Annotated in this window: 24 protein-coding genes and 1 pseudogene; 22 read left to right on the forward strand and 3 right to left on the reverse strand. The window is 70.4% G+C overall.

Features of this window, described 5'->3' with window-relative positions; all coding sequences use genetic code 11:
- The first annotated feature begins 24 nt into the window (after positions 1 to 24).
- From MKW14_RS36925 to MKW14_RS37005, 17 genes are all read left to right on the forward strand, one after another.
- A complete protein-coding gene (locus MKW14_RS36925) occupies positions 25 to 1,134 on the forward strand; it encodes a C40 family peptidase (RefSeq protein WP_240870548.1) in 1,110 nt (369 codons plus the stop codon).
- Positions 1,131 to 1,781, forward strand: coding sequence for a hypothetical protein (locus MKW14_RS36930; protein WP_240870550.1), 651 nt, complete (start codon positions 1,131 to 1,133; stop codon positions 1,779 to 1,781). Before MKW14_RS36925 ends, MKW14_RS36930 begins: the two co-directional genes overlap by 4 nt.
- A complete protein-coding gene (locus MKW14_RS36935; RefSeq protein ID WP_240870552.1) occupies positions 1,757 to 4,390 on the forward strand; it encodes an ATP/GTP-binding protein in 2,634 nt (877 codons plus the stop codon). Before MKW14_RS36930 ends, MKW14_RS36935 begins: the two co-directional genes overlap by 25 nt.
- A gap of 49 nt (positions 4,391 to 4,439) precedes the next feature.
- Positions 4,440 to 4,634 (forward strand): hypothetical protein, encoded by a 195-nt coding sequence (locus MKW14_RS36940; RefSeq protein ID WP_240870554.1) that lies wholly within the window; start codon positions 4,440 to 4,442, stop codon positions 4,632 to 4,634.
- 176 nt (positions 4,635 to 4,810) lie between these two features.
- On the forward strand, positions 4,811 to 5,005 hold the full coding sequence (locus tag MKW14_RS36945; RefSeq protein WP_240870556.1) for a hypothetical protein: 195 nt from the start codon (positions 4,811 to 4,813) through the stop codon (positions 5,003 to 5,005).
- A 74-nt stretch (positions 5,006 to 5,079) separates the two neighbouring features.
- Entirely contained in the window at positions 5,080 to 5,646 is a 567-nt protein-coding gene (locus MKW14_RS36950; RefSeq protein WP_240870559.1) for a hypothetical protein, read from the forward strand.
- Positions 5,647 to 5,659: 13 nt separating this feature from the next.
- Positions 5,660 to 6,430, forward strand: a complete 771-nt coding sequence (locus tag MKW14_RS36955) for an OmpA family protein (protein WP_240870561.1) — start codon at positions 5,660 to 5,662, stop codon at positions 6,428 to 6,430.
- A 153-nt stretch (positions 6,431 to 6,583) separates the two neighbouring features.
- Positions 6,584 to 7,195, forward strand: a complete 612-nt coding sequence (locus MKW14_RS36960) for a hypothetical protein (RefSeq protein WP_240870562.1) — start codon at positions 6,584 to 6,586, stop codon at positions 7,193 to 7,195.
- Positions 7,189 to 8,115: an ATP/GTP-binding protein gene (locus tag MKW14_RS36965; protein ID WP_240870563.1), complete on the forward strand. Its 927-nt coding sequence runs from the start codon at positions 7,189 to 7,191 to the stop codon at positions 8,113 to 8,115. The genes MKW14_RS36960 and MKW14_RS36965 overlap by 7 nt, the downstream gene beginning before the upstream one ends.
- A gap of 81 nt (positions 8,116 to 8,196) precedes the next feature.
- Positions 8,197 to 8,847, forward strand: coding sequence for an SAF domain-containing protein (locus tag MKW14_RS36970; RefSeq protein WP_240870564.1), 651 nt, complete (start codon positions 8,197 to 8,199; stop codon positions 8,845 to 8,847).
- A complete protein-coding gene (locus MKW14_RS36975; protein WP_240870565.1) occupies positions 8,847 to 9,674 on the forward strand; it encodes a CpaE/TadZ family protein in 828 nt (275 codons plus the stop codon). The genes MKW14_RS36970 and MKW14_RS36975 overlap by 1 nt, the downstream gene beginning before the upstream one ends.
- Before the next feature lie 100 nt (positions 9,675 to 9,774).
- On the forward strand, positions 9,775 to 11,151 hold the full coding sequence (locus tag MKW14_RS36980; RefSeq protein WP_374116652.1) for a TadA family conjugal transfer-associated ATPase: 1,377 nt from the start codon (positions 9,775 to 9,777) through the stop codon (positions 11,149 to 11,151).
- Complete coding sequence (locus tag MKW14_RS36985; RefSeq protein ID WP_240870568.1) at positions 11,148 to 12,101, forward strand: type II secretion system F family protein; 954 nt, start codon at positions 11,148 to 11,150, stop codon at positions 12,099 to 12,101. Before MKW14_RS36980 ends, MKW14_RS36985 begins: the two co-directional genes overlap by 4 nt.
- Positions 12,098 to 12,982, forward strand: a complete 885-nt coding sequence (locus MKW14_RS36990; RefSeq protein WP_240870569.1) for a type II secretion system F family protein — start codon at positions 12,098 to 12,100, stop codon at positions 12,980 to 12,982. Before MKW14_RS36985 ends, MKW14_RS36990 begins: the two co-directional genes overlap by 4 nt.
- Positions 12,983 to 13,021: 39 nt before the next feature.
- Entirely contained in the window at positions 13,022 to 13,342 is a 321-nt protein-coding gene (locus tag MKW14_RS41110; RefSeq protein ID WP_276622990.1) for a hypothetical protein, read from the forward strand.
- Positions 13,342 to 13,770: a TadE/TadG family type IV pilus assembly protein gene (locus tag MKW14_RS37000; RefSeq protein ID WP_240870571.1), complete on the forward strand. Its 429-nt coding sequence runs from the start codon at positions 13,342 to 13,344 to the stop codon at positions 13,768 to 13,770. Before MKW14_RS41110 ends, MKW14_RS37000 begins: the two co-directional genes overlap by 1 nt.
- A gap of 5 nt (positions 13,771 to 13,775) precedes the next feature.
- Positions 13,776 to 14,285, forward strand: a complete 510-nt coding sequence (locus MKW14_RS37005) for a TadE family protein (RefSeq protein WP_240870573.1) — start codon at positions 13,776 to 13,778, stop codon at positions 14,283 to 14,285.
- A gap of 20 nt (positions 14,286 to 14,305) precedes the next feature.
- On the opposite strand, the gene MKW14_RS37010 is transcribed toward MKW14_RS37005, so the two are convergent.
- Positions 14,306 to 14,641, reverse strand: coding sequence for a hypothetical protein (locus MKW14_RS37010; protein ID WP_240870574.1), 336 nt, complete (start codon positions 14,639 to 14,641; stop codon positions 14,306 to 14,308).
- A 36-nt stretch (positions 14,642 to 14,677) separates the two neighbouring features.
- Positions 14,678 to 15,133, reverse strand: a complete 456-nt coding sequence (locus tag MKW14_RS37015) for a DUF4262 domain-containing protein (protein WP_240870575.1) — start codon at positions 15,131 to 15,133, stop codon at positions 14,678 to 14,680.
- 387 nt (positions 15,134 to 15,520) lie between these two features.
- Between MKW14_RS37015 and MKW14_RS37020 the strand changes: the two genes are divergently transcribed.
- The 5 genes and pseudogenes from MKW14_RS37020 to MKW14_RS37035 all read left to right on the forward strand — a co-directional run bounded on the left by MKW14_RS37020 (position 15,521) and on the right by MKW14_RS37035 (position 22,114).
- Positions 15,521 to 15,967 (forward strand): pilus assembly protein TadG-related protein, encoded by a 447-nt coding sequence (locus tag MKW14_RS37020; RefSeq protein ID WP_240870586.1) that lies wholly within the window; start codon positions 15,521 to 15,523, stop codon positions 15,965 to 15,967.
- Entirely contained in the window at positions 15,967 to 19,446 is a 3,480-nt protein-coding gene (locus tag MKW14_RS37025; RefSeq protein ID WP_240870576.1) for a LysM peptidoglycan-binding domain-containing protein, read from the forward strand. The genes MKW14_RS37020 and MKW14_RS37025 overlap by 1 nt, the downstream gene beginning before the upstream one ends.
- 185 nt (positions 19,447 to 19,631) lie before the next feature.
- On the forward strand, positions 19,632 to 21,314 hold the full coding sequence (locus tag MKW14_RS37030; protein WP_374116651.1) for a DUF2637 domain-containing protein: 1,683 nt from the start codon (positions 19,632 to 19,634) through the stop codon (positions 21,312 to 21,314).
- A gap of 232 nt (positions 21,315 to 21,546) precedes the next feature.
- Positions 21,547 to 21,918: pseudogene (locus tag MKW14_RS41710) on the forward strand (transposase); the annotation flags it as partial.
- Positions 21,919 to 21,973: 55 nt separating this feature from the next.
- Complete coding sequence (locus tag MKW14_RS37035; protein WP_240870577.1) at positions 21,974 to 22,114, forward strand: hypothetical protein; 141 nt, start codon at positions 21,974 to 21,976, stop codon at positions 22,112 to 22,114.
- 18 nt (positions 22,115 to 22,132) lie between these two features.
- Here the strand turns inward: MKW14_RS37035 and MKW14_RS37040 are convergent, their stop codons facing one another.
- Positions 22,133 to 22,534 carry a hypothetical protein gene (locus MKW14_RS37040; protein ID WP_240870578.1) on the reverse strand — a complete coding sequence of 134 codons (402 nt, stop codon included), beginning with the start codon at positions 22,532 to 22,534 and terminating at the stop codon, positions 22,133 to 22,135.
- Between the last annotated feature and the right edge of the window lie 97 nt (positions 22,535 to 22,631).

Consider the following 22,631-nt stretch of genomic DNA (forward strand, 5'->3'; position numbering starts at 1 on the left):
CGCATCCGCCGGTGGGGATGCACGGTGGGTCTGCTGATGTTTGCCGCCGTGTGCTGCGCCGCACCGGTCGGAAACGCGATCAGCGCCTACGTCGCGCTGACAACGGGCCAGCAGGACGACGGCGGGATCGCCGAGGGCGGCAGCGCCGCGGACATCCCGCCGCGGATGCTGACCGCCTACAAGAAGGCCGTCCAGCAGGTCGGGACATACGTGCCCAAGTGCCAGGGCATGCGCTGGCCGATCCTCGCCGGCATCGCCAAGGTCGAGTCCAACCACGCAGTGGGCCGCACCATCACCGCAGGCGGCGACATCCGCCCGAAAATCTACGGGGTGCTCCTCAACGGCTCCGGCCAGGGAGGCAACACCACCGCCGTCCCCGACACCGACAACGGCACGTGGGACGGCACCTCCCAGGGGGAGCGCGCGGTCGGCCCGTTTCAGTTCATGCCCTCCACCTGGGAGTCGGTCGGCAAGGACGCAGGCGGCGACCACATCGCCGACCCGCACAACGCCGACGACGCCGCGCTCGGCGCCGCCGTCTACCTCTGCGGAGACGACCGTGACCTGACCAAGCGTGCCCAGCTGAAGACCGCGATCTGGCAGTACAACCACTCGGCCGCGTACGTCGCAGACGTGCTGGGCTGGATCGACCAGTACACCGCGGCCGCCAAAGACCCAGACCTGAAGAACGTCTCGGGCAAGGCCCGCACCGTCATCGACGCGGCGCTCTCCCAGCGAGGGGTGCCCTACTCCTGGGGCGGCGGCACCCCGAGCGGCCCGTCGTACGGCATCTGCTGCTCCCCCAGCGGCACAAGCGGAGCGAACATCCAAGGCTTCGACTGCTCGGGCCTGACCCTGTACGCGTACGCCACAGCCGGCATCCGCCTGCCCCGCACCGCCGCCGCGCAGGCCGGTGTCGGCCAGCGCATCCCCTCACGCCTCGGCACCGGCGCCCTCAAGCCGGGCGACCTCGTCTTCTACGCCTACGCCCCCGGCCGCGACTCCACGATCTACCACGTCGGCATCTACGCCGGCAGCGGCCAGATGATCAACGCCGCCCGCCCGGGCACCGTCGTCCGGCTGGACGCGGTCAACGCCATGCCCGGCTACGCGGGGGGAGCACGCCTGCTGTGACCACCACCCCACGCTCACCCCGTCTGCTGGTGCTGAGCACCGTCCTGCTCGCCGTCGCCGGCGTCGCCCTGCTGGGCCTGCCGAAGGGGCATCAGGAACAAACGACCGGGGCACCGTCGCCGACCGCGAGCGCGACCACTGATCCGTCCCCTGCGGCCAGTAGACATCCCACAGGAAAGACGACCGTCAGTCCGGCTTCCTCCACGACGTCCGCCGTATCACCGCCGTCAGTCCTGCAGTCGGCTCTGCCGCCGCACGGCGAGGGCGTGGCCGGTGACCGGGCCATCCAGCGCTCGCTTCAGACGGCCTGGCCCGCCGACCTTCCCGCCGCCGACGAGCGAGAGCTGCTCAGCGCCGGGCGCGCGCTGCTGCGCGCGGACGCCACCGGCGTCGGCCGCGCGAAGTGGCCCACGGTCTTTCCCGACGCGGTCCAGGAGGTGGCCCCGGCGTTCGCCACCGCCCGCTTCCGCATCCAGGCCGCGATCGCCCGCCGCAACCACAGCCCCGACAAGGCAGTGGTCCACCTGGTGTGGGCCGGCATGGACCGCGGCGGCACCTTCACCGATCTGCGCATCACCGACTGGCACTTCACCCGCACCACTTCGAAGAAGGGAGCAATCACGTGGACTCCGCAGCCCCGTCCCTGACCGGCGGGCTCGATGTCACGGCTGCCGGTCAGGTACTCGGCCTGGTCACCAGCCTGGCCCGTGCCGCCGACTGGCTCTACACCCACTGGTACCTGCTCGCCCTGGCCATCGCCGTGTTCTGGGGCGTGGGCGAGTGGGTCGTACGCCGGCTCGCGGCCAAGGCGTCGGCCGAGCGGATGGCCCTGGAACTCGTTCCCAACCGGCACTTCGACCCGAGCCTGGAGGAGATCTTCCGGCGTGGTGTCCAGCTCGCCCGCGCGTCCACCAGCATGCCCTGGTGGGCACCCCGCCGCGCGAAGGCCGTGCAGATCAGGCTGCGCGCGGACGGCAGTGCGCCGTTGCGCTACCGCGTCGAGGGCCCGGCGGGCGGTGAACGGCTGCTGTCCATCACCCCGTTCGGACCGGACATCACCGTCAACCGGGCCCGGCCGATCGCCGATAAGCCGCGGACGCACACCGTGCGCGCCGAGTTCATCCTGCGCGGCAAGCCCACGGCCCCGCTGCGCGAGGTGCCCCTCAGCCCCGACCCGCTGCAGCCGCTGGTCGACGCCGTGGCCGATCTGCGCGCCGAGCTCGGCGACCTCGCCGAGATCCGGCTCGACATCCAGCGCGCCCCGAAGTGGGCCCTGCGGGCGCGCCGCCTGCAGCTGATGAGCGCCGCGCGCCGCTCCGAGCGTCGGGAGTCCCAGCGGGCCGCGCGCTGGCTGCGGCAGGATGCCAGCGGCGTCGAGGACTCCCTGGGCTTTCAGCTGCAGCAGCTGCTCCGTGACAACCCCGGCTCGGGCACCAGCCGGAGGCTGGTGATGCCGCCGGTCCCGCGCCGGGTGGAGCCGGTCGAGGCGCTGGGCAAGCTCGCCGAGGACGACCACCTCGTGAGAGCGCAGCTGCTGGTGATGTGCGCCTCGAACACCGAGGGCCGCGCCGAGGCGCGACTGGCCCAGTTGCAGGCCGCGTTCGACGTGTTCGGCGGACGCTCGCGGTGGGCCATGCGCGGCTGGAGGGTGGGCCCCTGGCGGTTCGGCGCCGACCGCTGGCCCACCCGGCGTGGCTTCGAGCGCCGTTGGAATCTGGGGCAGTGCCAGCCGCCCCGCGCGAACTGGGTCCGGCTGGATGAACTGTGCGGCCTGCTCAAGCCCCCCACCATCCATTGCCGCCTGCCGGTGCTCGCCGGGGATCTGCCGACCTTCGCCTTCGGCGAGCCCGGGTTGCTGCTGCAGGGCATCTATCGCAGCCCCGATGGCCGCTCCCGGCTGGTCGCCACCTACGCCGAAGAAACCCTCTTCGAGGTCGGCATCGGCAAAGCCGGCGGCGGCAAGACCGAACGGGCCCTGGCCCAGGCCATCGGCTGGGCCCACGCCGGAGGCGGCCTGCTGTTCATCGACCCCCACCGCGACTCCTGGCCGCGCGCTCTGCCCTTCCTCGCCCACGACCACCTCATGCCGCGGATCGCGCTCATCGACCTGGGCGGCCTGGGCACCAACCCGCGCATCAGTTGCTGGAATCCGCTCGGCATGCACCACGGGCAGGCCGCCCACGAGGTCGTCGAAGCCATCACCGACGCCTACGCCTCCGCACTCGCCTGGGACGACACGACCGCGCCGCGCGCACTGACCATCCTCACCGCCGCGCTCACTGTCCTGGTCGCCGTGAACGAGACGGCATGCCAGGCCGGCCAGCCCGAGGACCAGGCCACGATCTTCCACGTGCGGGCCCTGCTCACCGACCGCGCCTTTCGTCGAACAGCACTCGCCGCGGTGGCCGACCGTCTCGATCCCGAGACCCGCTCCTGGTGGAAGACCGTCTTCCCCACCCTGCCCGCGGACGCCTTCCCCGTCGTCCTCAACCCCATCGCCCGCCTGGCCGCCAACCCCATCACCCGCGCCTTCCTCGGCCAGCCCGTCGGCGCCTACAACATCCGCACCGCCATGGACACCCGCATGATCGTGTGGGTGTGCCCGGGCGGCAATGGACCCACCGACCGCCTGATCACCGCCCTGCTCGCCCGCGACCTGCTGCGGGCCGTGCGCTCCCGGCGTGACACCCCCGAAGCCAGGCGGGTGCCCTTCCGCCCGTACTTCGATGAACTGATCACGCTCACTGGCGCCGCGCCGGAGACCATCGCTGCCATGTTCGAGGACTTCCGCAAGTACAAATGCCACGTCCACGGCATGACCCAACTCCTGTCCCGGCTACCCGGCCCCGTACGCCAGTCCCTGGTGCAGAACGCCTCCACGCTGGCTACCACCGCCGGCTCCACCTCCGCGATCGCCGCGATCACCGCTGAGTGGGGCGATGAGCCCAGCCCCCACCGAGTGGCCACCCTGCAGCGCTTCGAGCACTACATCTCCCTGACCGTGCACGGCCGACGCATCGGCCCCATCCAGCTGCAAGGACCCCACCTCGATGCGGTCTTCGCCGACTGGGCCCGCCCCCAACAGGTCTCCGCCCTGCACCGCACCGCCCTCACCAACGCCGAAGCACTCCCGCTCGACCAGCTCACCCACCGCGTAGCCCAGCAGACCAGACACGTCACCGCATTCCTCACCACGCACGCACCCGCTGCCGCTACCGCAGTGCGCCTGTCGAAGGAAGAAAACGAATGGGATTGACCACTACCCAGCCGAAGGACCGTACGGCGGCGGGCTTCACACCCAGCCCGTGGAACCCCTCGCGCATCAGCTCCTCGCCACCCTCGCCCAGCACCGCACGGCCTCCACCGCCCAGCTGCACGTCCCGCCCCGGCCGACCACTCCTGCCAAGGCCGCCCCCTCGGAACGCGATCTGCCCAGCACATGCCCGGCCACGCATCCGCCGTCCCATCGGCGGCGGGCCCACGGGCCGGGACCGCCGTGACGCCCCGTCAGCCGCGGAAATGTCACAGCCTTGCCACGGCACTCAAACCCCCTTGGATTTGCTCAGGCGAATCATTACTTTACTTCTGCATACATGCGTAGGGGTCGACAACCCCTTTGCTGTGCAGTGAGGTTAGGAGTTCCAGCATGCCGCATCCTGGCGACCAGGTTCGCACAATGAAAGCTCTTGGCGAGGAGGGGTGGCCCGCCCGGGCCCAGCACGTCGCCTACATCGGGGACGCGTGCGTGGTGCGCGGGAGCGACGACTTCGACCACGCCGACCTGACCGCGGTGCGCGGCCGCTTCCCCGGCCGGCACGTCACCCTCGACGGCGACGTCATCACCGTCTGGCCGCAGGCCCGATCACAGTGAACCGCCCTACGGCCCGTGCCGTCCCGCCACACCCTGACCGGCTCCAGATCACTCAACCGAAAGGACGTAACCCCATGACCTGGCACATGGCAGCGCTCGGCCGAAGCCTCGCCGCGGCGGCGGCCACGGCCGGCCTGGCCCTGGGCGCCGCCGCCTGCTCACACGGCAACCAGGAACAGCACCGGCCCGCGGCGGCATCCTCGCCAACCGGCAATGCCCTCGCGCCGCGTGCACAGCTGGAGACGGGCCGGCCGCTTGCCGAACTCCAGGGCCAGGGCGGCCTGTCCCTCACCCTCACCTCGGCCGAGAAGGCCCCCGCCGGGTACGTCACTGTCCGCGGGGAGTTGAAGAACAACACGTCCACCGTGACCGTCATCCCCGCCGAACTGCGCGGCGAGGAACTGAAGGTCCTGCGGACCGGCCCGTCGCTGGCCGGAGCCACCCTCACCGACTTCACCCACCGCAAGCGCTACTACGTCCTGCGCGACACCGAAGGCCGCCCCCTGACCACCACCGGCCTGTCCACCCTCAGAGGCGGCGAGAGTGCGCGCGTCTTCATGCAGTTCCCCTCCCCCGCGGCGAGGGCGGTCGGATTCCAGCTGCCACTGTTCGAGACCGCCACCATCAGGATCGGTGAATGAGGTGAGCGCCCGCATGACGACCACCCGAGCACGGGTCACCGCCTGGGCCCTCGCCCTGGCCGTGCTGGACGGTGCGTGGGCAGCCGGCTCGGCCGGGCAGGCGGCCGCCGCACCCCGTCGGCACGCGGCCGCATGGGAGGGCCCAACGGCGCGCGCCATCAGCCAGGACAGTCCCGGGCTTGCGCTGCAGGCCGGAGCACGGCTCGCCGCAGCCAAGGTGCTCAGCTTCGGCTCGCAGCCTGCCGGCATCGGCCAGGTGGTCGCAGACCAAGAAGGGGGCGAGCGTCGCGAGGAGACCGGCACGCAGGTGACCGTCGACCTGCAGGCAGAGGTGCTCTTCGCCAAGGACAGCGTGCACCTGAGCACATCGGCGCGCTCCCGCATCACCTCCATCGCCCGCGAGATCGAGCCGCAGGCAGGCACGACGATCCGGGTGTATGGCTACACCGACGACCTCGGCTCCGCCTCCCACGGCCTGATCCTCTCCCGGCAGCGCGCTGCTGCTGTCCAGGCAGTACTGGCCCGCGAACTACACGGCTCGGGGGCCGCCTTCGACACGCGCGGATTCGGCGAGAGACACCCGGTGGCCGCCAACACCACCGAAACCGGCCGGGAAAAGAACCGGCGGGTCGAGATCTCCTTCCCCGCACCCGCACGCAACGTCAGCACCAAGAGAAAACCGGACGCCCACCCGAATTCACCGCCACAACAAGCACGCACAAGCGGCTACATGTCGACACCCGGCTACGGAAGTGACCGGATACGTCCCAAGTTGCGCACGTGAACTCAAATATGACACTGGGAAGTTGGCTGGCATATGCGTAATCTCACGGTCACGCAAACGCACCACCGCAGCCGGCAGGCCGCGGTTCTGGGTCGTCGCATGGCGAAGGCCGGGGGCAGCGGTCAACCACACCGCGCCGTACGGGGAGACCACGTGACCCAGCAACACCACACGCCATCGCCCACTGCCGCCCGCGCCCGGAATCGACGCGCAGTGATCTCGGCTCTGCTGACACTTGCCGCGATCACAACCGGAGCCGGCTGCTCCTCAAGCGACGGCAACAAGACCGACACCTCCCCCACCCCCAGCACGGTCGCACCCACCACGACCGTATCCGCTGAAGAGGAACAGGCCCGCAAGGCCGTCGTCGCCGCATACAAGGGCATGACCAATGAGCGGGTCAAGGCTTATGCGAGGTCATCCCTCGCCGGGAGCCAGATCACCAGCTATGCGACGGGCAAGGCTCTACGCGATGTGAAGAACACGGTTTTCGTCAACATGCGAAACGGGATCGTATTCAAGGGCGAGCCCAAAGTGACTGCGCATGAGGACGACGTCGCGCTCAAGTCCGCCAACAAGCCTTCTCGCGCTTCCTTGTTGGTGTGCTTTGACACAAACACCTGGGATCCCATCAACAAGAAGACGGGCAAGAGCGTCGCCGTGCCCAACCAGGTCAAGCGGTACACCATCACCGCTGACCTGCAACGGGTGGGCTCCCGGTGGCTAGTCATCGAGCAGGACGCGAACCTGGAGAAGACATGCTGAGCCGGCGAGGACTCGCAAGTGCTCTTCTGGGCACGCTCACGGCCTTAGCCCTGGCAGATGTTCCCGCGAAGGCGGGTGATGGCAAGGTCATCTGTGAGGCAGGAATCTGCTGGACGGTCGCGGACGACACCACAACCACACCCGGCAAAAGCGGCAACAGCGAGCAGACATCGGATGGCGGCTCGGGCAAGGCCAAGTGCCAGGACAGCAACATGGTGGGTGACACGGAAGTCCCCTGCTACGTCAAGGGCTACGGGTACTGGGTCAACGGCCGCAACTGCTACTTCCAAAAGGCAGATCCCCAGCCCGCCGCTGGCGACCCCCGATGGGAGGGACACGATCCCGCGGAGGGGGCCGTGTACGACGCGTACTGCCCCGACAACCCGAACATGACCAGCCAGTGGTTCGCCCAGCCGCCCAATGGCGTCGCGGCTGTCGACCCGGAGGTGCTGGCGCGTGAGGCGGTGAAGAAGATGCGGCTGCTCGGTCCGGACATCGCCAGTCCGCGGGCGGCCGGGAAGTACACGGTGGGCGTGCCGATGTGGATGTGGGTCAACCAGAGCGCGACAACGTACGGGCCTCAGTCCGCGTCGGCGTCTGCCGGCGGCGTCACCGTGACGGCCACGGCCAAGGTCTCCCGGATCGTCTGGCGGATGGGCGACGGTGCCATCGTGACGTGCCACGGGCCGGGGACGGCGTACCAGGCCTCCGTTGGCATGGCGGAGTCCCCTACCTGCGGCCACGTGTACGCCAGGACGTCGGCTGCCGCTCCGGGCGGCAGGTACCAACTGACCGCGACGTCGACGTGGACGATCAACTGGGCGGTCACCGCCGGCGGAGGCGGGCAGACCGGCCAGCTCACCCAGACTCAGCAATCCCCGATGCAGGTGGCGATCGGCGAAGTCCAGGTCGTCAGGTAACGCCACCGGGAGGACAGAGAGTTGAGCAGGACCCAAGCACTTGCAGAGGCATCCTCGAACCATGCGTCCCAGCCGGGGCGGGTGGCCGGACCGGTGGCGCCACCCCGGGTGTCGGCCCGCAGGAGACGACCAGGTGTCATCGCCTTGTCGCTGGCGCTGATCGCCGCGGGTGGCGCCGGAGTCGCCGTGCTTTTGCTCCAGGTCGGCAACCGCACAGACGTGGTGACGGTGGTCCGGGACGTGCAGGTCGGCCAGGTCCTGACCGAGGACGACCTGGGCCGAGCGTCTGTTGCCCTGGATCCGGCCGTCAAGGCGGTGCGCGCCGACACCCTGAGGTCGGTGGTGGGCAAGCGGGCCGCCGTCGAGCTCAAGCCCGGCTCCCTGCTCGCGCCGTCGCAGGTGACGAGGGACAACCTGGTGAAGGCCGGTGAGCAGCTGGTGCCGATCGGTCTGGAGCCCAAGCAGATCCCGGCCACGGTTCTGGTGCCGGGCCAGAAGGTCGAGCTGGTGCACGTCCCGGCCCAGGGCACCACGGAAACGGACACGGGCAAGACGTCCGACACCGCGCCGCAGACCATCGACGGCCGGGTCGTGAAGGCCTCCGGCGCCGCCCCCGGTACCGGGATCGTGGTCGTCGACGTGGCCACCGCTGCCACCGACGGTCCCACGGCCGTCGCGTGGGAGGCGGCCGGCACCCTGCGCCTGGTCCTCGCTGCCCCGGACGGTAACTGATGGCTGTCATCGCGCTCACCGGGTGCAGCGGCGCGCCCGGCGTGACCACGAGCGCTCTCGCCCTGTTGCTGTCGTGGCCGCTGGAGGCGGGCCGGCGGATGATCCTTGCCGAGTGCGACCCGGACGGCGGGGCGGTGCTGCACGGGCTGCTGCAGGGCACGCTCGGCGACCGGTACGGGCTGCGCAACCTCAGTGTTGCTGCCCGCAAGGGCGAGTTCAGCGACGCCTTCTGGCGGCAGCTGATCGACCTCAGCGGTGAGGACGGCAAGCAGGACTCCCCGCGCGACCGGCTGCTGCTGCCCGGCATCACCGACCCCTCGCAGGCGGCGAGCCTGGGCCAGGTGTGGAAGATCCTGGCGCAGATGTTCCGCGGCATCGAGGCCGAGAGCGGCCACGACGTCCTCATCGACCTGGGCCGCCGCGGGGCCTACGGCCCCTCTGGGGTGCTGGCCGAGCAGGCCGACGCCACGTTCGTGGTCGTCCGCAACACCCTGCGCTGCCTGCAGGCAGCAGAGGGCCGGGTGCGCGCACTGGAGGAGCGTGTCGGCGACGTCAGCGTGCTGATGATCAATGAGGGTCCGTATCCCGCGGGTGAGGTGCAGCGGGTGCTGCAGGTGCCGGTGATCGCCACGCTGCCGTACGCGCCGAAGGACGCCCGCGTGCTGTCCGACGGCGGTGAACAGCCGCGCCACTTCCCAAGGTCGCCGCTGATGAAGGCCGCGCGCACGGGCAGCACGCTGCTGGTGCAGCGGGCAGCCCTGCGCCGGGCCCGCCTCGATCCACGCGGTGCCCGTGCTGCAGGCGGGGAGGTGACCCGTGCGCGCTAGGCCGTTGCACCACGACCCCACGGTGGCACCGGTCCCCCAGGAGTGGAGGCACCAGGCCAACGGAACGCCGGCAGTCGCCGGTGCTGCCTCCAGTACGCAGGTGCTCGGCACGGCGGCTCCGCACGTCACCGTCGACTACCGGGTCGCGAGGGACATCGCCTCGCAGGTCGCCAAGCAGCGCGAGGAACTGATCAAGACCAAGCCCGGCATGGACCGGGCCAGCGAGGAGCAGCGCTGCCTGAACTGGATCGCCGAGGCCGTCGCGTTGTGGTCGGACGCCCAGGCGATGACGCCGCACGAGGATGAGGCGCTGCGCCGCGCCGTGTATGACCTGCTCTTTCGGGCGGGCCGGCTCCAGCCGTACCTGGACGATGACCGGGTCGAGGACATCATCATCCAGGGCCCGCACGAGGCGTGGCTCGACTACGGTGACGGCGAACGCCGCCGGGTCGGGCCGATCGCGGACTCGGAAGAGGAACTGCTGGAGCTGCTACGGGAGTTGGCCCGGGGTTCCGGGCACAGCGAGCGCACCATCTCCACCGCGAACCCCACCCTCGCCCTGTCCCTGCAGGACGGCTCCCGTCTCCAGGCCATCACCGGGCTCGGGCCGATGACCTATGCGGTCATCCGCCGCCACCGCATCTCCCACGCAAATCTCGACGACCTGGTCCGGCTGGGCACCATCGACCCGATCCTGCGCCAATTCCTCGGCGCCGCCGTACGCGCCGAGAAGAACATCATGATCGCGGGGAAGCAGAAGGCCGGGAAGACGACCTTGCTGCGGGCGATGCTCAAGGAGTTCGACCCGGAGTGCCGGTTTGCGACCATCCAGACCGAGGACGAACTGTTCGCCCACCAAAACGGCTACCACCAGCAGGTCGTCTCCCTGGTCGGGCGGGAGTCCAACGGCGAGAAGGACGTCACCGGCCGCGGTGCCGGTGAGGTCACGCTGCTGGATTTGATGCATCCCGCGCTGCGGATGTCGCTGGAGCGGATCGTGGTCGGCGAGGTCCGCGGACCGGAAGTCGTCGCCATGATGCAGGCGTTGACCAACGGCTCGGGCGGCAACCTGTGCACCATCCACGCCCGGCGCCCGGACATCGTCTTCGACCGGATCGCCGAGCTGTACGCGCTCGCCCAGGACAACCTCTCCGAGCAGCTCGCCTACCGGCAGACCGCCAACGGCCTGGACTTCGTCGTCTACGTCGACATGACGGACGAGACGCAGATCGGCGGCCGCCGCCACCGCTACGTCTCCCACGTCCTGGAGCTCACCGGGATCGGCGAGAACGGCCGGCCCGCCACCAACGAGGTCTTCTCCCCCGGGCTTGAGTGGGGAGAGCTACGGGCGGTGCCGAGGATGGACCCGGGGTGCATCGACGACCTGCGCCGCGTCGGCTTCGACTCCTCGTGGCTGCAGCAGCCCTACGGAGCCTGGCCGGCGCCGCTGCCGCTGAAGGTGGGGGCCGGCCAATGATCCTTCTGTTCGGGCTGCTGTCCGGGATGGCCATGGTCGGCGGGCTGATCGGCGTCGTGGTGGGTGTCGTGGGCACGACCGCGCCGCGCCGGGCCCCGCTGCTCAAGCGCTGGCGGGCAGGCCTGGGCGGCAGGGAGAACCAAAGCGAGGACGCCCGGATGCGGCAGCGGACTCTCATGGCCGCGGCCGTCGTGGTCTTCGTGGTCGTGTGGCTGGTCTCGGGGAACTTCGTCGGGGGTGCGCTGCTGGGCGCGGCCGTCATCGGCGTGCCCTGGCTGGTCAGCCCGGCGCAGATGGCGGCCGAGCGCATCGGTCAGCTGGAGGGCTTAAGCGAGTGGACGCAGCGGCTGGCGGGGCTGCTGCGTCTGGGCATGGGCCTGGAGCAGGCGATGATCACCAGCCGTCAGGGGGCGCCGGACGAACTCGCCGGTCAGATCATCAACCTGTCCGACCGGCTGCGCCTGGGGTGGCGGCCGGAGCAGGCGCTGCGCGCGTTCGCCGAGGAACTGGACGATGTCACCGCGGACAAGGTGGTCGCCGCGCTCATCCTGTCGGCGGGTGACCGCGGCCCGGGCCTGGCTCAGGCACTGGAGGACCTGTCAGGCACCGTCCGCGAAGAGGTCGCCAAGAAGCGCGCCATCGAGGCGGACCGCGCCAAGCCCCGCACCACGGTGCGGTGGATGACCATCATCACCGTGGGCGTCGTGGTGGCCGGGTTCTTCGTGCCCTCCTACACCAAGCCCTACTCGACGCTGCTGGGACAGCTCGTGCTGGCCTTCCTGACGGCCGGGTTCATCGGCGTCCTCGCCCTGATGCGGCAGCTGGGCAGTTTCCGGCGCGTCCCGCGCTTCCTGGTCACCGACCCAGCCAGCACCGTCCGGCTGCCCGCGCCCGCCCCGGAGCCGGAGGCGCCGATCACCGCACGGGAACCGGAAGGGGCCGCCTCGTGAACCTGCTCCCCGTTGTGTTGAGCGGCGGCACGGTCGGTGCCGGCGTCGCCTTGCTGATCCGGGAACTCCTGCAGCCCCAGCCCGCGTTGGCACCGGCCCTCCAGCGCAGTGCCCCGGCCACCTTGACGATGCCCGAGCCGGAGCTGGACCGCGAGGAGGTGTGGGGCCGGTGGCTGCTGACCCGCCTCGAGCGGCTCCCGGGAGTCCGGGTTCCCACCACGAATTTGGCCCTGCTCGGGCAGGGGCCGGGCCAGTTCATGCTGAAAAAGGTCGCGTTTGCCGGTCTGGGGCTGCTCTGCCCGGTCATCGCGACGATTCCGTGGATCATCGCCGGGGTGGGCCTGCCGTTCTACGTGCCCGCCGTCGTCGGACTCATCATCGCCGCCCTGCTGTTCCTCACCCCCGATCTCGCCGTGCGCGACCAGGCCAAGCGGGCCCGGGAGGAGTTCGCCCACGCCCTGTCCGCCTACCTCGACCTGGTCGCCCTCAAGCGGGCCGCCGACGCCGGCCCCGCCGAAGCCCTCGAAAAAGCCGCCGAGGTCGGCGAAGGCTGGCCCTTCCTCTATCTCCAAGGCGCGCTGCGCCGGGCCCGGCTGGAGAAAATCCCGCCCTACCAAGCGCTCACGGACCTCGCCCACACCTACGACCTGCCCGTCCTTACCGACGTCGCCGACATCATGCGCGGCAGCGCCACCGACGGCGCCGCCGTCTACAAGGCCCTTCGGGCCCGTACCGCGGCGCTCAACGCCGAACTGCTGGCCGATCAGGCCGCGGAAGCGAACACGGCCAGCGAGAAGATGACCGCGCCCGGAGCCCTGCTCGCCGTCCTGGTCATGCTCTTGATGGCCTTCCCCGCGGTGATCCGCATGCTGACCGTCTGACCACACCGACTCGTTCAACGCTGAAGAAAGGTAAGGAACATGAAGGACACCGCAGCCCGCACCCGCCGCGCTGTGACCCGGGCGACCACCCACCCGCACGCCCGCCCGGACAGCACGTCCCGCAGGCACGGCCACGGCAGCCGAGGGTCCCGCGTCATCGGCCGCGCCAACCGTGCAGCGATCCGTTTATCCACGCAGCTGCAGGAGGGCCTTGAGGAGGCCACCCGCCGTCCGGACCGCGGCGACATCTCCACCACGACCGTCATCATCTGGGTCGCCGCCGTCACCGGCGCCGTCCTGATCGCCGGCACTATCGCCGTCGTGATCGCCAAGTACAACGGCAAGCTCAACGGGCTGTGATGTCTGCTCACCAGCGGCTGACGGACTGGTGGCAGGGGCGAAGGTGGCGCGAGGACCGCGGTGACACGGCCATCCAGATGGCGATCATCTTCCCGTTCGTGCTGCTCGCCACGGTTGCCGTGATCCAGGCCTCCCTGTGGTACTACGCCCGGCAGATCGCCCTGACCGCCGCCCGCGAAGGCGCCACCGCGGCCCGCGCCTACCAGGCGAGCCCCGCCGACGGTGCGGCCCAGGCACGGGATGTGCTGGGCCGCACCGCGGGTGACAGCCTCAGCGGCTACAGCGTCTCGGCCACCAGCAACGGACAGCGTGTGCAGGTGCAGGTGTCCGGCACTGCCATGTCGATGATCCCGGGCATTTCGGGCCTTCACGTCACGCAGTCCGCGTCCGGCCCGGTGGAGAAATGGACAACCGTCCCGGGAGGGTGAACCAGATGCGCAACACGGCCCGGCGGGCTCCAAGGCTCCGCAGTGACGAGGGCAGCGCGGCGATCGAGGCTGCCATTGTCCTCCCCGCCCTGATCATGTTCCTCTGCATGGCCCTCGCCGGCGGACGCATCGTCACCTCCGGCGCGAAGATCGACGCCGCGGCCGAGGACGCGGCACGGGAGGCCTCCATTCACCGCACCGCGGCATCCGCGCAGAGCGCCGCGCAGGCGGCGGCCGCGCAGTCCCTCAACGACCAGGGCATCACCTGCTCATCCACCAGCGTCCACATCAACACGGGCGGTCTCAACGTGCCGGTGGGGCAGGTCGGCACCGTCACCGCGACCGTGACCTGCACCGTCAACCTCTCCGACCTGCTCCTCCCGGGCGTGCCGGGAGCCAAAACGCTCACATCGACCGCCACCTCGGTCGTGGACCAGTACCGCCAGAGAGCTCTTGGGTTCGCAGATTCTGACGTGCCGTGGACTACGAACCGAGGCGTGGGGGCCGAGCAGTGAGCGCGCGAGGGTATGTGGGTTCATGCTTCGTCCGTCGAGCGTGCTCGCGCTCTTGCCTGGCAGGTTGCCCGTGCAGTGCGCCAGACGGTCTCGAATTCTGCGGCGGTGAGGTCTTGCGGTTCGTGGGCGTCCCACTCGTGGACGGGCGCCTGCGCCGTGGCGCCGAACGCCGCCTCGTACTCTGCCAGGGCTCCGGCCTGCTGGGCGGCTTCCCATTCAGCCAACGAGGCTGCGGCAACGGGCTTTTGGAGCGGTCCTTGGAGTTCAACCTGGCGGGTGACCCAGCCGTCGGCGTCGGCCTCGAAGTAGAACCAGGTATCTTCCTCGGCCCAGTAGCTGCACAACCAGCGCGTCATGGGCTCATTGTCCGCGACGCCCTTGCGGAGGCCGCCTCACAGATCCTGTGTCCAGACCCCGACGGGGTGCTCTTCAGGCGGCAGCGACAGCCGGGGCTGGCGGCCCAGCAGGTCTTCACCACCCGGCTGCCCGGGGAAATCTCCCTCACGATCGGGCCACAGGACCTGCAGGAACGGTACCGGCGGCCTGCGGTAGAAGCCGATCGCGGTGCCGAAGAAGGCTTTGTACCAGCGGTAGTCGACGGCTGTGAGTACGACCGGGACGCTGGCGACGTCGTGCCACTCCTGGCCGGCCCGCACAGTGGCTCCTTCGACGGCCCGCCGGCCGATGTCGTTGAGAATGCTCTGCATCACGTGGATGTCCAGGCCGAACATCGCCAGCTCGGATATGCGGTGAGAGTGCCACAGGCCGATGGTGTAGGCCCAGCCCGGTCCCTGGCCGTCGGCGGGGACCATCACGACCTGCCAGCCATGCCGGCCGATGATGCCCACACTCGCCAGGGTGCGCTCATCCAGGTCGGGCACAGCCTGGCAGATGACACAGTGGCAGTCGGTGCAATCAACGGGCACACCGGAAAGGGTATGCGGACCGGTACGCCTGCCCCACAGCGGGAGGGGACCCAGCGAGTTGGATCGTCCGGCCCTCGCGTCCGCCGGCCGCCGGACCGACGGGCAGGCACAGCAGACGCCGTGCCGGCCGAGGGCAGCGCTGCCACACCATCCCGCGGTGGCCAACCGGACGTGCGCGCCGCACAGGCGCCAGGCGCAGGCACGAGGGGCCATGGCGGTGGCCGCGATGCGGTGCGCGCGCACCGAGCACGGCCTGCGGGGCCCGTGCGGGAGAGCACAGCCGACTGTGCCCTTTCCGGCACCAGCAAGGTGATCGCCCATCGGATACGGCAGGCCCGCCAGGACCGCGGTGGCGTCACCGTGTTCGTCGCCGTGTGCGTCGTCGCGCTGATCGGCATCATCGGCGTCGCCGTCGACGGCGGCAGCACCATGCGCGCCACCGAACGCGCCGACTACCTCGCCGGTGAGGCCGCCCGGGCCGGCGGGCAGGCCATCGACGCGGCCGATGCCATCAACGGCCGGGCCATCGTGGCCGATCCGCAGGCGGCCACCGCCGCGGCCCAGGCCTACCTGCGCACGGCCGGCGCCGCCGGCACCGTCAGCGTCTCAGGGGACGGTAAGACCCTGACCGTCACGGTCACCGGCTCCTACGACACGACGTTCTTGTCGGTGGCCGGTGTCGACTCGCTGCCGGTGACCGGCCATGGCACGGCCACCCTCCTGCACGGTGTCACCGCACCCGATCAAGGACCCTGATGCCCGCCACTGCCCGCATCCCCGCCCCCACCGCCGCCCGCACGCTGGCACGCGTGCTCAAGGCCGCGGTCAGCCTGCTTGTGCTGGCGGCCGCGACCTGCGGGCTGCCGGTGCTGCTGGCCTGGGCCACCCCCGCCATCTGGGCGGCCACCCACGACGACCTCACCCACCTGCTTCACCGGCAGGACACCGGCAGCGTCTTTTTGCTGTTCCTGGCCTGCGTGGGCTGGATCGGGTGGGCGCAGTTCGCCTTCTGCGCGGTGCGCGAGCTGATCGCGCAGCTGAGGGGCCGTACCTGGCACGCCCCGCGGGGGATGGGCGCCACCCAGCGCGCCGCGGCCCTGCTGATCGGCAGCATCCTGGTGCTCCTGCCGACGAGCTCGGCCCTGGCCTCCGACGCCCAGGCCGCCCCCGCCACCACGGCGGCCCCCATTCCGGGCAAGCCCCAGGCCCGGCAGGCCGCCGAGACCGAGCAGGCCTCCACGTCCTCGGCGACCACCACAGCGTCCAGCCCGTCGTACACGGTGCGCGAGATGCGGCCGGCGCAGAGCCTGTGGGGCATCGCCGAGAGGGAGTTGGGCGACGGCGAGCGGTGGCGGGAGATCGCCGACCTCAACGAGGGCCACACCATGGCCGACGGCACCATCTTCCGCGCGAACAGCTTTCTGCAGCCCGGCTGGCAGCTTCAGATGCCCGCCACGCCAACGGAAGTAGGGGGCCTGCGTACGCAGTTGGGTGAGGCCGCACCCACGGCCGGCGAGGAGAGCGAGCACGTCGTCACGGTCCGCTCGGGCGACTACCTGTCGAAGATCGCGGAAAAGGAGCTCGGCGACGGCGACGACTGGCCGCAGCTGTTCGAGGCCAGCCGGGACACGCCGCAGCCGCACGGCCTGCCCGCAATCACCGACCCGAACATCATCTACGCGGGACAGCAGGTCACCGTGCCCGCAGCCCACACCGGTCAGCCGCCCCAAGGCCAGGGCCACGATGGAGAGTCCGGCGGCCAGGAGAGCCCTCCCCCAGCCACCCAGAACCCCAACCCCACGCAGCCCCCGGGCGACAGCACGGGGAATGCACCAGCGCCCGCACCCGGCCAGACCACTACGCCTGCACCCCGGTCGTCGGCGGCCACCGCGCCGTCCCGTCGCCCGGCCGAGCAGCCCGGACAGGATCAGTCCTCACCGCCGGCTGCGGCGTCCGCGAGGCCCGAGCCCCCCGCCAGCGCCTCGGCTTCTTCTGCCGCCACGCCGCCGGCGTCGGCCGAGCCGTCCGGCTCCGCTGCCTCCCCCGCGCCCGGATCACCACCGGCGCCGGCTCCGGCCACCAGCCCGCTCAACCTGCGGATCGTGCTCGGCGCCGGCGCGCTGCTCGCCGCCGCCGTCACCGGTGCGCTCGCCCTGCGCCGCACCCTGCAGCGCCGCCGCCGCAAGCCCGGCGAGACGATCGCCATCGCAGCCGAACCCTCCCCAGCGGAGGCCCAGTTGGCGGCGGCCGCCGAGCCGGGCGGTGCTGCGCGTCTGGACGTGGCGCTGCAGACCCTGGCTCACCACGTGGCCCAGCAGGAGGAGCACGGCGCGGTTCTGCCGCCGCTGCGGGCCGCCCGGATCGCCACCCGCGCGGTTCAGGTGCTGCCCGAGGACCTCGCCCAACAACCGGTGGCGCCGTTCACCGCCGGGCGGGCCGGCTGGTGGGTCCTTCCCGCTGAGGCCGCCCTCCTGGACGAGGAGGCCGCCTGCGCGGTGTCGGCGCCGTATCCGGGGCTGGTCACCATCGGCCACACCGCGGCGGGCGAGTTGCTGCTGCTCAACCTCGCCGCCCTGCCCGCGCTGCTGCTGGACGGCAACCCCGTCCACATCACCGAGGTGTGCACCTCCCTCGCGCTGGAACTCGCCATGAGCCCGTGGGCCACGGACGTCGAGGTCGTCACCGTGGGATTCGGCGAGGACCTGCCGCAGCTGCTGCCCACCACGCGGATCGCCCACATGCGGCAGGCCGCGCACGCCCTGCGCGATCTGAGCGAACGCCTGCTGGAAGCACACCAGATGCCCGAGAGCCGGCACCAGCCGTATCTGCTGCTGTGCGCGTCGGCCCTGGACGAGGACACCGCCTGGCAGTTCGCGGATGTGATCTCCCGGGCGGGGGCGGTACCCGTCACGCTGATCGCCCCCGCGAGCACGGCGGCCGCCCGCTTCCCCGAGGCGGAGATCCTCAACGCCTCCCTCAACCAGCCGCAGACCCTCAACTATGTCGGCACCGACATCACGGTGCAGCGCCTGCAGCACGCCGCCTACCTGCAGATCACCACCGCATTGAAGGTGTCCGGGCAGCCGTCCCACCCCGCCGAGGACCCCTGGGAGGACGTCCCGGACGAGCCCGACCGCATGCCCCAGACCGGGCAGGCATCGCGGGAAAAGCCGTTCCCCGCACCCATGGCCGGCTCGATCCCGTCACCGGCGGCGGAAACGGACGCCAGCGGCGAGGTCTTCCCGGCCCTGCTCGCCGCCGGCACCGATCCCTCCGGGCTCCGTCTCCTCTCCCCCACCCCATCGCCGCCCCCACTCGACGACGCAACCGGACCGGACACCGAAGCAGCGGTGTTACCGGCCCCGGCCTACCCGACTACTGGGGAAGCCACCGACACGGCGAAAACGGCGAAGGCTCACACACCGGGGGCCGCCCTGGAGGAGCCCGCAGCGGCGAAGGGAGACGCGTACGAGACGCCAGACCTCAACGCGCCGGAGATCCGGGTGCTCGGGCCGGTCGAGGTGACGGGCGTGGACAACACCGGCCACGGCCCCAGAACGGCGCAGCTCGCGGCCTTGCTGTACTTGCGGCCCGGCCGCACCGCGGACGTGCTGTGTGCCGACATGGACCCCGTCAGCCCGTGGTCGACCAGCACCCTCAACGCCCGGATGCAGGGCCTGCGCAGCGCCCTGGGCAGCGACTCCTCCGGCACCCTCTACGTACCGCGCCGCAAAACCGGCGAGGACCCCTACCGACTCGCCCCCGCAGTGCGCTGCGACTGGACCCGCTTCCTCCACCTCGTCGAACACGCCCTGCCCCAGGGCCCCTCCGGCCTGACCGGCCTGGAGAAGGCACTGGCCCTGGTCCGCGGCAAGCCGTTCGGCGGCCGGCCACTGCCCTGGGCCGAACCCTACGCACAGGACATGACCACCCGGATCACCGACATCGCCCACACCGTCGCCACCCACCGCACACCTGCGGGCCCCCACCACGACCTCAACGCCGCCCGCCAGGCCATCACCACCGGCCTCGACGCCGACCCCACAGCCGAACTCCTCTACCGGGACTGGATGCGTCTTGAGGCTGCTCGCGGCAACCGCTCCGGGCTGCACACCGCGATCACCCGCCTGCAACAAATCAACCGAGAACTGGACTGCTCACCCGAACCCGAAACCGAACAACTCATCAACCACCTCCTCAACTCCCCCCGCCCCGGCCGGACACCCACACCATGACCACCCAGACCACACCCCTACAACCCCCGCCACCACCACCGCCAACGGCTCCACCCAGACCGCACGCCGCACAGACGACGCCAACAACGCCCAACGCAGCGCCGGACACCAACACGACGCCGGTGCCAAAACCGGCGGGAGCATCAGCACAGCCACTCGGCCTCACCGCCCGACGGTGGCTGAGCGTGCTGATCACCGCAGGGACCGCCATCGTCGCCGGCATCGGCTTCACCGGCTCCTACACAGCCCTTCGTCAACTCGCCACCCGCAAGGGCTTCGGCAGCTTCGCCTATCTCTTCCCGGTCGGCATCGACGCCGGCATCTGTGTCCTGCTCGCCCTCGATCTCTACCTCACCCATCACCGCATTCCCTTCCCGCTGCTGCGGCAGACCGCCTGGCTGCTGACGGCGGCGACCATCGCCTTCAACGGCGCAGCAGCCTGGCCGGACCCGCTGGGCGTAGGCATGCACGGCGTCATCCCCCTGCTGTTCATCGTCGCCGTGGAGGCGGCCCGGCACGCGATCGCGATCACGGACATCACGGCCGACACGCACATGGAGGGCGTGCGGCCCGCCCGCTGGCTGCTGTCCCCCATCCGGACGTTCCTGCTGTGGCGGCGCATGAAACTGTGGGAGCTGCGCTCCTACCAGCAGGCCATCACCCTGGAGCAGGAACGCCTCGTCTACCAGGCCCGCCTGCACTCGCGGTTCGGCCGCGCCTGGCGCCGCAAAGCCCCGGTGGAATCCCTGATACCACTGCGGCTGGCCCGCTACGGCATCCCGCTGGCGGACACGGCCCCGGCCGGCCTCGCCGCCGCGGACATCAAACCAACCCCGATCACGCCGGCAATCCAGCGGGAAGCCGCCCATGCAGCCCCGGCCACGGACACGGAACCGGCCGCGCACGATACTGCCGCCACACCAGCGCCCGCAACAACCAGCACCACACATCCCGGCAAACAGCACTCCCCACCGGACAGCCACACCCAAACACCCCCACAACTGCAGGCCCCCCGCCCCGCATTGACGACCGAGCCGGAACTGCACACCCACCCCCGCACGTACACCCGCCCCGGGCAGCAGACCCCTCACTCCCCCGGCCGGCCCGCCCACAGCCCGTCCGGCCACACCAGCCCGCACACGACCTCCGGCAAGCCCCCCGGTGCACCGACACTCAAAGACCAACACGACCAGAACCGGGCCGCACTCACCGAAGCAGGCACCACACCACGCAGCACCAACAAGCCCAACCCCGTGCACCCGACGCACGCACACGCCCAAGACCCCGACGCCACCACAGGCACCCACCAGGACACTGCCTCCGCGCCCGGCAGCGATCCGTTCGGCCCCGAGCCACGAACCGGTCAACCCAACCAGCCACAACGTCTACCGCCCCGCCAGGCCGCATCCGCCCCCCGCCACCAGCCCGGCCACGTCACGCCCCCACCCGCTGTCGCACCCCGGACGACCGAGACCACGCGACCCAGCCGTACGCGGCAGACCCCGCGGCAGACCACCAGCCCCGACCACCAGACGCCACACCGCTCAACCAGCCACAACCTCACCCTCCCCGACCGCTACTACCTCGCCTGGCAGGACTACCAAACCCGCCACGGCACCCAACCCACCGGCCAACAACTCTCCGCCCACCTCGCCACACAAGGCCTGCTCGGACGCGGCCAACAACCCATCAGCCCCGCCAACCTACGAAGACACTTCCTCCGATGGCGCACCTACAACATCTGGGCCACACACCGCGCCCACGACCCAACCCCCTCCCCCACCGACATAGCCCACGAATGCGCCCGGCTGGGCATCACCGCCCAGTACAACAAGCCCCTCACCCCCCCCACTACATCGCGGCACTGACCCCCGACTTCGAACGACGCTGGCAACAACTCAACACACAACACAACGAAACCCCATCAGGGCACTCGTAGAGACCGACACCGCTCGATGGCCGCGGGCTCTGCGACAGGCCAGCACACCTTCCCAGCATCCACCCCGCCTGAGACGCTCGTTGAAAGCGCTCCTCGGATACGCCTGGGCGACCTCAACCCGCCCAGTGTGATCCCCCACCTGCACATCACCGACCTGCCCGATGTCGACGAGAAGATGGAACGCTTCGCAGTCCAGGCCCGCACGGCCCAGCGGGCGGCCGAGTACGTGCGTGGACGGCTCCCACATCCGCGCGAAAAAGGGGAGCGCCGACACCGCTCCGTCGCCGGTCGACCGGCGGAAAGCGGGCAGCAAGCACTACTTGATCTGCGACGGACGCGGCTCCCCGCTCAAGGTCATCACCACCGCCAACGTCAACGACGTCACCCAGACCCTCGCCCTGGTCGACGGCATCCCTCCCGTATCCGGGCGTCCCGGCCAGCCACGCCGCCGCCCCGATTCGCTGCTCGGCGACAAGGGCTACGACGCCAACCGCCACCGCGAGGAGCTGCGCAAGCGCCGAATCCTGCCGGTCATCTCCCGCAAGGGCGCCCCGAACATCAAAGGGCCTGGGCAAGATCCGCTACGTCGTGGAGCAGACCTTCGCCCTGCTCCACCAGTTCAAACGCCTCGCCGTCCGCTGGGAACGCCGAACCGAACTCCACGACGCCTTCGCCTCATTGGCCTGCGGCCTCATCTGCTGGAGGCGACTGAAGAAGTACCGATCATGATCGTGTTACGAGCATTAGCTACAACTCACACCACTCACCCAGAGGGCCGGCCGCCTGCGTCTGGGTGAAGCTGTGCAGCAGGTCCCACGCCCGATCGATGTCCAGAACAAAGTCGCCCGTGAACGCGGCGAGGTCATCCATGATCGGGACTTCGACCTCGGCATCCGAGGGCACGGTGCCGTCTCCTACGAGCAGAGACATCCGCTCAGTGCTACTCATCAGATGGACGACTGCGTGATCATCTCGGAAGGCCAGGATCAGCACCGGGAACTCCCTGTTCGGCGACCGAACCTCGACGTATCCCTGACCACGCGAACGCAGCTCGTTGAAGCGGTCTGACAGATCCTTCACCTCGGAACATCTCTCAACCGGATGGAACAGTCCCGATTCTGGCGACGTCGCCGCCCACACCACGCTCATCCAGCCCATCGTCCCCATTACAGGTCATCGCCTCGATCCAGGGCCACGCTCCCACGCTCCACCACGACTACTGGGGCTGCTTCGCATGATCGCGTTA

Origin of the sequence: Streptomyces gilvus (genome assembly GCF_022513565.1) — a bacterium.
GTDB lineage: Bacteria > Actinomycetota > Actinomycetes > Streptomycetales > Streptomycetaceae > Streptomyces > Streptomyces gilvus.

Excerpts from the sequence above, each read along its gene's own strand:
- MKW14_RS36945 (WP_240870556.1), top strand. The coding sequence starts at position 4,811 with ATGAAAGCTCTTGGCGAGGAGGGGTGGCCCGCCCGGGCCCAGCACGTC.
- MKW14_RS36950 (WP_240870559.1), top strand. The coding sequence starts at position 5,080 with ATGACCTGGCACATGGCAGCGCTCGGCCGAAGCCTCGCCGCGGCGGCG.
- MKW14_RS36955 (WP_240870561.1), top strand. The coding sequence starts at position 5,660 with ATGACGACCACCCGAGCACGGGTCACCGCCTGGGCCCTCGCCCTGGCC.
- MKW14_RS36965 (WP_240870563.1), top strand. The coding sequence starts at position 7,189 with ATGCTGAGCCGGCGAGGACTCGCAAGTGCTCTTCTGGGCACGCTCACG.
- MKW14_RS36975 (WP_240870565.1), top strand. The coding sequence starts at position 8,847 with ATGGCTGTCATCGCGCTCACCGGGTGCAGCGGCGCGCCCGGCGTGACC.
- MKW14_RS36985 (WP_240870568.1), top strand. The coding sequence starts at position 11,148 with ATGATCCTTCTGTTCGGGCTGCTGTCCGGGATGGCCATGGTCGGCGGG.
- MKW14_RS41110 (WP_276622990.1), top strand. The coding sequence starts at position 13,022 with ATGAAGGACACCGCAGCCCGCACCCGCCGCGCTGTGACCCGGGCGACC.
- MKW14_RS37000 (WP_240870571.1), top strand. The coding sequence starts at position 13,342 with ATGTCTGCTCACCAGCGGCTGACGGACTGGTGGCAGGGGCGAAGGTGG.
- MKW14_RS37005 (WP_240870573.1), top strand. The coding sequence starts at position 13,776 with ATGCGCAACACGGCCCGGCGGGCTCCAAGGCTCCGCAGTGACGAGGGC.
- MKW14_RS37010 (WP_240870574.1), bottom strand. The coding sequence starts at position 14,641 with ATGACGCGCTGGTTGTGCAGCTACTGGGCCGAGGAAGATACCTGGTTC.
- MKW14_RS37025 (WP_240870576.1), top strand. The coding sequence starts at position 15,967 with ATGCCCGCCACTGCCCGCATCCCCGCCCCCACCGCCGCCCGCACGCTG.
- MKW14_RS37040 (WP_240870578.1), bottom strand. The coding sequence starts at position 22,534 with ATGAGCGTGGTGTGGGCGGCGACGTCGCCAGAATCGGGACTGTTCCAT.